This window comes from Actinacidiphila acidipaludis (assembly GCF_019890725.1).
Taxonomy (GTDB): Bacteria; Actinomycetota; Actinomycetes; order Streptomycetales; family Streptomycetaceae; genus Actinacidiphila; species Actinacidiphila acidipaludis.
In genome coordinates, this window is the sequence record NZ_JAINZZ010000148.1 from 1 (window position 1) to 662 (window position 662).

A 662-nucleotide genomic window follows, 5' to 3' on the forward strand; every position below is an offset into this window, starting at 1 on the left:
AGGTCGCTGAGGAGGTCGCCGATGAGTTTGATGAGGTCGGCGTGGTCTTTGACCCATTGGACGGTGTCGTTCCAGGCGTTTTCGACGCCGTGGACGATGCGGCTGAACAGGCCGGGTTTGTCGGGGGCGATGTCGCCGGCTTTGTCGAGGTCGTGGCTGATGGCGCTCGCGGCGTTGGTGTAGCGGGTGTGGAGTTCGTCGGCGCGGTTGCGGACGCCGTCGAGTGCGGTGCTGGCGTCGGTGACGGCCTGCTGTTTCTTTTTGGCGTCGGCTTGGGCTTGGGGGTCGGGGTTGGGGGAGGCTTCGGGGCTGGGGTGGGGGGTGGTGTGGTCGGTGGGTGGTTGGCCGGCGGCGGTTTTGGCGTGGTCCAGGGCGCCTTGTTTGGTGGCGGCCTCGCGTTCGAGGGCGTCGGCTTCGTCCTGGAAGCCGTGGAGTTGGTCCGCCCAGCGGGACAGGGCGTCGGAGGCGCGGCCGAAGGAGTCGTGGGCTTTTTTGATCAGCGGGGTGACGTCGCTGTCGATGTGGGCGATGAAGGCCTTGGCGGCCTCGCCTTTCCAGTAGCCGCAGTCGATGCGGTCCAGTTCGTTGACGGTGGTCGTCAACTCGGTGTGCAGGTCGCCGATCTGCCGCGCCAGCGACCGGGTGCGGTCCACGTCGCCCGG

Annotated in this window: 1 protein-coding gene; it reads right to left on the reverse strand. The window is 67.7% G+C overall.

From position 1 onward, the window contains the following. The coding region (locus K7862_RS37075) for a putative T7SS-secreted protein (protein WP_372461734.1) at positions 1-662 on the reverse strand (662 nt) is incomplete at both ends.